This window comes from Affinirhizobium lemnae (assembly GCF_022968395.1).
Taxonomy (GTDB): domain Bacteria; phylum Pseudomonadota; class Alphaproteobacteria; order Rhizobiales; family Rhizobiaceae; genus Neorhizobium; species Neorhizobium lemnae.
This window is the reverse complement of the sequence record NZ_JALJQZ010000082.1, coordinates 1-8,030: the sequence shown is the minus strand read 5'-3', so window position 1 is coordinate 8,030 and position 8,030 is coordinate 1. Positions and strand designations below refer to the sequence as shown.

Below are 8,030 nucleotides of genomic sequence, written 5' to 3'. Positions count from 1 at the left end.
TATAGGCAAACCAATTTTATCCGTCAACACACGATTTCAAAATCAGTCAACGAAAATGATAAGCCGTTGATATGGCTATATATATTTTGAGTGTGGGTAGTTTTTGAGCAGACAGTGGCCATTTCTTGCGCAGAATCCTTTCAGATTTGACCGTGGCGACAACTGCGTTTCCGTGCTGCTTTGTCAATGTCTTGTCGGCTTGTTCTGAAGCTCTTTCACGTGCGATAAATAGGGTCGATAACACATATGAACCACGCGGCCTTTCCACGGCCGATATCGGGATGAGAATGATGAACGTATTGGCCGAGGTCGAACTACCTGAACTCCAAAATCATTATCGTGGGAAGGTCCGTGATAATTACGATTTGCCGGACGGGCGTCGAATTATCGTTGCCAGCGATCGTCTGAGCGCGTTCGACCGTGCCCTGGCAGTCATACCGGACAAGGGTCGCGTCCTCACGCAAACCGCGCGGTTTTGGTTCGAGAACACGAAGGATATTTGCCCGAACCATGTTCTCGATTACCCAGATCCCAATGTTGTTATTGGCAAGCGACTGAACATCCTGCCGGTGGAAGTTGTTGTTCGGGGTTATCTCGCCGGTACGACAGGGACGTCGCTTCTGACGCTGTATAAGCAGGGTAAGCGCACGATGTATGGTCTTAACCTTCCGGATGGCATGCGTGACAACCAGGCTCTGCCACAGCCTGTCATCACGCCAACGAGCAAGGCTTTCGATGGCGGCCACGATGAACCGCTTTCTGAGAAGGAGATCGTGGAAGGCGGTTTGTTGACACAAGCACAGTGGGACGTCGTCAGTGGATACGCTCTGGCACTGTTTGATCGCGGTCAGACATTGGCTGCGAAGAATGGACTGATTCTGGTTGATACGAAGTATGAGTTCGGGATCGACGAATCCGGAACGATCATTCTGGCCGATGAAATCCACACGCCCGACAGCAGCCGCTACTGGATGGCGGACAGCTACCAGAGCCGTTTTGAGGCAGGTGAGAAGCCCGAGAGCTTCGACAAGGATTTCGTTCGCAACTGGGTCGCCGAGCGATGTGATCCTTACAAGGATGACATTCCGACAATCCCGGGGGATCTTGTTGAAGCGACAGCGCGCGTCTACCGTGACGCCTACAACAAGATTACGGGCAAGGTCATCGATCCCATCTCTGCAGATGACGATATCCATGCGCGCCTGCGATCGAACCTGGAACCCTATTTTTCCAAGGGCTGAACATCGAAAGAAAATCAAAGGCAGAAACGGCCACGTGCGTAGACCAAGACGAAAAGCTGAGGACACAAGAGCTGAAATCCTGGATATGGCCGAGCGGGTGTTCACCGAACGCGGCATAGCTGGCTCTTCGATCGCGCACGTGGCACAGGCACTCGGTATGTCGCCTGCCAATGTCTTCAAGCATTTCCACTCAAAGGTCGCATTGGCCGACGCTATCTGCCAACGCAGCATCGAGAATATGGCAGCACAGTTGCAGGCTCTGAACGTGGAGGAACCTGCACCAGACCGCTTGCGAAGCGTTGCGCACCAGTTGATGGCCATGCATCTGGCAGCCTTCAAGACCGCACCTTACATGATTGAGATGCTGCTCATCCTGTCCGAAACGGAAATGGCCAGCGGCGCGCGCTATGGCGAAATGATCGAAGGACTGTTTGCAGGTCTCATACGGCACGGCATCGACTCGAATGTCTATTATTGTCGGGACATTCCGGCGCGCAGCAGAGCTGTCGCGGCAGCTTTCGTGACCATTCTTCATCCCGTCTTCCTCGTCCGTACTCCTATGGACGAGCTCGAAACGCGCTGCGATGAAATTGTCGAACTTGTGAATATTGCACTGCAGAATCCACTTGCTAAGTGACGATTTGTGAATTACGTCACTTTGAGCGTTCCATGTTGAGTGCACGGATCGCGCGCTTTTCCGTGCCCAGTTCTCTTGCTTGGCGACGAACTTGCTCCATTATCTAGCCCGCTACTCTTTGACGATTGCCCCACGAAAACCGGATCCCGCCTCATGAACACACGTCGTTACGTTCTTCCGCTCATGCTGTCTCTCGCACTCGTGGGCTGCAGTGAGCAGGGAAATCAGAAGGCCGGAGCCAATCAGGCCGCTGGAGGCGGGCAGCAACGGCCACCGTCAAAAGTGAGTGTGGTCACGATGAAGCAGGCAGAGCAACCGGTGACACGCGTTCTGCCAGGCCGGGCCGTTGCTTTCCAGACCGCCGAGATTCGCCCGCGCGTCAATGGCATGATCGAGCAGATCAAATTCAAGGAAGGAAGCACGGTCAAAGCTGGCGACCTTCTATATAAGATCGACGATGACACCTACGCCGCCTCGCTGGAGGAAGCAAAGGCTGCTCTTGCCAAAGCTGAAGCAAGCGTGCCGAGTGCTCAAGCCAACCTCAATCGCTATGAACGCTTGGTTAACAGCGGCGCGACGCAGATCGAATATGAGAATGCCCGGGTAACCCTCCTGCAGGCGCAGGCTGATGTTGCGCAGGCAAAAGCGGCTCTCCAGAGCGCCCAGATCAATCTGGGATACACCGAGATCAAGGCACCCTTCGATGGTGTGACGACCATCTCGACTGTCAGCATCGGCAATATTGTGACCGCCAATCAGACGACAGCGCTGACAACATTGCGGCGAATCGATCCAATCTACGTCGATTTGACCGACTCCAGCGCCAATCTGCTGGAATTGCGCTCCGCTATTGCTGCCGGTCGCCTCAAAGGAAGCCCTACCGAGGCAGACATCACGCTGACTCTGGAAGACGGCACGAAGTATGACAAGACCGGGAAACTCGATATGGCCGAGATGGCCGTCAGCGAGACAACCGGAACCTATCAAATCCGTGCTGTCTTCGATAATCCGACCAACCTCATCCTGCCGGGCACTTACCTTCGCGCGACGGTCATCGTCGGCTACGAGAATGGATTTCTCATCCCTCAACGGGCCGCAAGCCGCAACGCAAACGGCTCTCTGACAGCAAAATTTGTTACCGCCGAGAACAAGGTCGAAACGCGCACTTTCGACAACACCCAGCTCTCCGGCACGAACTGGCTGGTGACAAGCAATCTGAAGGATGGCGACAAGCTGATCGTCGATGGCTTCCAATGGATCGCAGAGGGTGCCGTGGTCGCGCCGGTTGACGCCAAGCTTGACGAAAACGGCTTCGTCGTCGAGCAGGCCGCAGCTCAGCCTCCCGCAGCTTCCCCGGCAAAACCTTAAAGCTAGTCGGCACGAAAGTCAGGCGTCAAGGAATAACCAATGGCCAAATTTTTCATTCGCCGACCGATCTTTGCTTGGGTCATCGCGATCATCATCATGCTTGGCGGTGGATTGGCGATCACCACGCTTTCCGTTGCACAATACCCGGAAATCGCCCCGACCACGGTTCGCATCTCGGCAACTTACACCGGCGCAAGCGCGGAAACCGTCGAAAAGTCCGTAACGACGATCATTGAGGACGGCATGACCGGCCTGGATGATCTGACCTATATGACATCCTCCTCAAGCACCGGTTCTGCAACTGTCACCCTGACATTCGGCAATACCATCGACCCCGATATTGCTCAGGTCCAGGTTCAGAACAAACTGCAGCTGGTTCAGTCGCAACTGCCCGATGTCGTCCAGACGGCTGGCATCACGGTAACCCGGTCCACATCCAGCATTCTGCTCGTCGGCGCGCTCGTCTCGACCGATTCGAAGCGCATGCCGGTGGAGCTTGGTGACATCTTCAGCACGCAGATCGAAGATCAGATCAAGAGACTCGAAGGCGTCGGAAGCATTCAGGTGTTCGGCACCGGCTATGCGATGCGCATCTGGCTTGATCCATTCAAGCTGAACAAGTTTCAATTGACCCCGACTGACGTGACTGCGGCCATCCAGGCACAGAACCAGCAGGTTTCGGTTGGATCTCTAGGTGGCCTGCCAGTGGTAAAGGGTCAGCAGATCAGCGTTACCGTGACGGCCCAAAGCCAGTTGCAGACCGTGGACGACTTCAAGTCAATCATCTTGAAGACGGAGACAGGCGGCGCGACGGTGCGCCTCAGCGATGTGGCGCGCATCGAAATCGGTCAGGAAAGCTATTCGACGAACTCCCGCTCCAACGGCAAGCCGGCTACCGGCTTCGCCGTCAACCTCGCGACCGGAGCGAATGCACTGGATACTGCCGCACGCGTCAAGTCCGCCTTGAGCAGCGTGGCATCTTCACTGCCGGAAAACGTCATCATCACCTATCCGTATGATACGTCGCCATTCGTCCAGCTCTCGATCGAAAAGGTTGTCCATACCCTGATCGAAGCCATCATCCTCGTTTTCGTCGTGCTCCTGATCTTCCTTCAGAACCTCCGCGCGACATTCATTCCGATGATTGCCGTGCCGGTGGTCTTGCTGGGAACCTTCGGGATCCTTGCGCTTGCGGGGTACTCGATCAATACCTTGACGATGTTCGCCATGGTTCTGGCAATCGGCCTGCTCGTCGACGATGCGATCGTCGTGGTGGAGAACGTCGAACGCATCATGACCGACGAGGGGCTGTCTCCGCTGGAAGCGACGGAAAAGTCGATGGGCGAGATCACCGGCGCCATCGTCGGTATCGCGCTCGTCCTCACGGCCGTGTTCATCCCGATGGCCTTCTTCGGTGGGTCGACCGGCATCATCTACCGCCAGTTCTCCATCACCATTGTCTCGGCAATGCTGCTCTCCGCCTTGGTGGCGATCGTTCTGACACCTGCGCTTTGCGCAACCATCCTCAAGCCGACAGGCCATGGCCCGAAGCGCGGAATTGCCGGATGGTTCAACCGGAACTTCGATCGCACGACCAACGGCTACACGTCGACCGTCGGCTACATGCTCAAGCGACCGCTGCGCGTCATGCTGATGTTCGCCATCATTATCGGTGGCTGCGGATGGTTGTTTACGCGTCTGCCCAATTCATTTCTTCCGCAGGAAGACCAGGGCGTTCTGCTGACGATCATACAGCTTCCCAATGGCGCCACGCAGGCGCGGACGGAAGAGATCATCAAGAAGATCGAGACCTACTACCTGGACAAGGAAAAGGATGCCATCCAGGACGTCTTCGCTGTCTCTGGCTTCTCATTCACCGGTTCGGGCCAGAACTACGGCATTGTCTTTGCAAAGCTGAAAGACTTCGACTTGCGCGAAGACCCCAAGCTGTCTGCATCTTCAGTGGTGCAGCGCGCGATGGGTTATTTCTTCACTCTGCGTGACGCTCAGGTCTTCCCTCTTCAGCCACCGGCGATTCCGGGTCTGGGAACATCAAGCGGCTTCTCCATGTATGTGGTCGATAGCGGCAAGACCGGCACGCAGGCGTTAACCGCGGCGACCAACCGACTTATCCAGCAGGGCAACTCCAATCCGAACGTATCCGCCCTGCGTTCGAACAATCCTCCGGCCGAAACTCAGCTGAAATTCCTGCTCGATCAGGAAAAGATGGGGGCCATGGGTCTGGATATTGCCACGGTCAACTCCATGCTCTCGGTGATTTTCGCTGGCAGGGATGTGAACGATTTCACGCTGAACAACGAGTTGAAACCCGTCTACGTCCAAGGCGATGCGCCGTATCGCATGCAGGCTGATTCGATCAACAGCTGGTATGCACGCAACACGCAGGGAGAGATGGTTCCCTTCTCCTCCTTCATGAAGACTCAATGGGTCAGCGGCGCGCCAACCCTCAGCCGCTTCAATGGCGTCAGCGCAATCTCGCTGGATGGTTCGGCCGGTGCAGGCGTAAGTTCGGGCACGGCCATGGACACCATGGAACAGCTGACCTCCCAGTTGGGTGGCGGTTACACTGTGGCGTGGCAGGGCATCTCCTATCAGGAACGCCTGTCGGGCTCGCAGGCGCCGCTCTTGTACGCCCTCTCGGTTCTGATCGTCTTCCTGTGCCTGGCTGCTCTTTACGAAAGCTGGTCAATTCCGTTTTCGGTCATCATGGCCGTGCCTGTGGGCGTTCTGGGAGCCTTGGGAGCAGCTTTGCTCTTCGGTCAGTCCAATGACGTCTACTTCAAGGTCGGACTGCTGACGACAATTGGCCTGGCTGCCAAGAACGCGATCCTGATCGTGGAATTCGCAAAGGATCGGCAGGCGGCAGGCGTAGGGATCATCGATGCGACCCTTGAAGCAGCTCGTCTGCGATTAAGGCCGATCATCATGACGTCCTTGGCCTTTATTCTGGGCGTTGTACCGCTCGCAATCGCGACCGGCGCGGGTTCGGCCGCTCAGAATTCGATCGGCATCGGGGTGCTGGGTGGTATGCTTTCTGCAACACTCCTCGGAATTTTCTTCGTCCCATCGTTTTTTGTAGTGGTGCGAAAGCTTTCAGGCGGTAAAAAATCCCCGGGTTAACCTTTGGCCGCCTTTCGTTAACAATTAAGGCTGACGGATGGCTGCTTCCCGCATAGGGATGCAGCCCATGGCCCGAGGCTTAAAAGTATTTCGTCAAACCAGGATGCTCACATGACCTCCATTCGCGCAGCAGCCCCTCTTGTCATGCTCCTGCTGTCCAGCTGCGTCCTCGGACCAGATCACAAGGCGCCCGAGATCGCACTTCCGGCAAAGTTCAAGGAAGGTAGCGTCCGCAGCAACGGCAACATTGCCCAGGAAGCGTGGTGGACGGCATTCCGCGACCGCCGTCTTGATGGCTACATTCAGAAGGGTCTGGATCAGAACCTCTCTGTTCTTCAGGCGCTGGAGCGAATCACTCAGGCTGAGGCGAGCGTTACCGCAAACGCTGCCGGCGGCTTGCCGAACTTGACCTTCTCCGCACAGGAACAGCGCAGCGGTACCAAGGGTTACAAGGGAACGCAGGTATCGTCGCCACCCTCGACGGCTGTGGCAGTCTCTCTCGATGCCTCTTGGTTCATCGATCTCTTTGGTCGCTATCGGCGTGCCAAGGAAAGTGCTCTGGCGAGCCTTGATGCCGCCTATGCGAACGTCGATGTCGCCCGGCTCTCGCTGCTTTCGTCAGTCGCTGGTGCCTATATCGATGCCCGCTATTTCCAGCAGCGCATAGCACTCGCGCAGCAAGACGTTAAATCCCGTCGCGAAACGCTGGATCTCACACAGCTTCAGCTTCAGGCTGGCGCTGCCTCGCGTCTGGATGTGGTTCAGGCAGAAGGCCTGGTCAATACGAGTATCGCGCAGATCCCCGGCTTCGAGACCCAGTTCCGTCAGGCAGCACACCGCATCGCTACCCTTCTCGGCATGCCTGCGTCGTCTCTGGTCGATGAACTACAGCGTAGCGGTGCACAGCCGGTCGCTCGCTTCAATATCCAGGCAGGGGTTCCGGCTGATCTCATCCGCAACCGTCCTGATATTCGGGCGGCTGAGCGTCAGCTTGCGGCGGCGACTGCGAATATCGGCGTTGCTGAATCACAGCTCTACCCGTCGATCAGCCTTGGCGGCTCCATCACGCCCGCCTACACGAAGTTCGTCGGTGGCTCCGATGCGCACCGTATCTCTTGGTCCTTCGGTCCCACGCTCAACCTGCCGATCTTCGATGGCGGTCAGCTGCGTGCGAATCTGAGTGCTGCCGAATCGCAGGCGCGTGAAGCCTATCTCGCCTGGAAGTCGACGGTGTTGACAGGTATTCAGGAAGTAGAGAATGCGCTCGCTGCCGTGCAGCGTGATGGCCGCACGGTCGCTGCCCTTCGCAACACCGTGAAATCCTACCAGGAAGCGCTTCAGCTTGCGACAGCCAGCTACCGTGACGGCGCTTCCTCACTGCTCGACGTTCTGGATGCCCAGCGTCAGGTGTCGAATGCTCAGGCAAGCCTTGCGCAAGCCATCCAGCAGCAGGCACAGGACTATGTTGCACTCAACGTCGCGCTCGGAGGCGGTTACGCTTGGGGCACCAGCACCCAGAAGGGCCCAACAATCGTTGCAGCAGCCAAGGCTGCAAAGGCGCAATAAGGGCTTGTCGCAAATTTTCAGGTTTAACCGTATGTTGACCATAGGCATGGAATTTGGCGCTCCGAAAGTTGCGGAGC

At 56.6% G+C, this 8,030-nt stretch carries 5 protein-coding genes; all 5 read left to right on the top strand.

Annotated elements, in window-relative coordinates:
• Window positions 1-290 precede the first annotated feature (290 nt).
• Window positions 291-1,241 (top strand): phosphoribosylaminoimidazolesuccinocarboxamide synthase, encoded by a 951-nt coding sequence (locus MUU53_RS22520; RefSeq protein WP_247262849.1) that lies wholly within the window; start codon window positions 291-293, stop codon window positions 1,239-1,241.
• 85 nt (window positions 1,242-1,326) lie between these two features.
• Window positions 1,327-1,878, top strand: a complete 552-nt coding sequence (locus MUU53_RS22515; RefSeq protein ID WP_247262848.1) for a TetR/AcrR family transcriptional regulator — start codon at window positions 1,327-1,329, stop codon at window positions 1,876-1,878.
• Between the two features lie 153 nt (window positions 1,879-2,031).
• Window positions 2,032-3,246, top strand: a complete 1,215-nt coding sequence (locus tag MUU53_RS22510) for an efflux RND transporter periplasmic adaptor subunit (RefSeq protein ID WP_247262847.1) — start codon at window positions 2,032-2,034, stop codon at window positions 3,244-3,246.
• A 39-nt stretch (window positions 3,247-3,285) separates the two neighbouring features.
• A complete protein-coding gene (locus tag MUU53_RS22505) occupies window positions 3,286-6,387 on the top strand; it encodes an efflux RND transporter permease subunit (RefSeq protein ID WP_247262846.1) in 3,102 nt (1,033 codons plus the stop codon).
• A 111-nt stretch (window positions 6,388-6,498) separates the two neighbouring features.
• Window positions 6,499-7,953, top strand: a complete 1,455-nt coding sequence (locus MUU53_RS22500; protein WP_165133877.1) for an efflux transporter outer membrane subunit — start codon at window positions 6,499-6,501, stop codon at window positions 7,951-7,953.
• The last annotated feature ends 77 nt before the right edge of the window (window positions 7,954-8,030 follow it).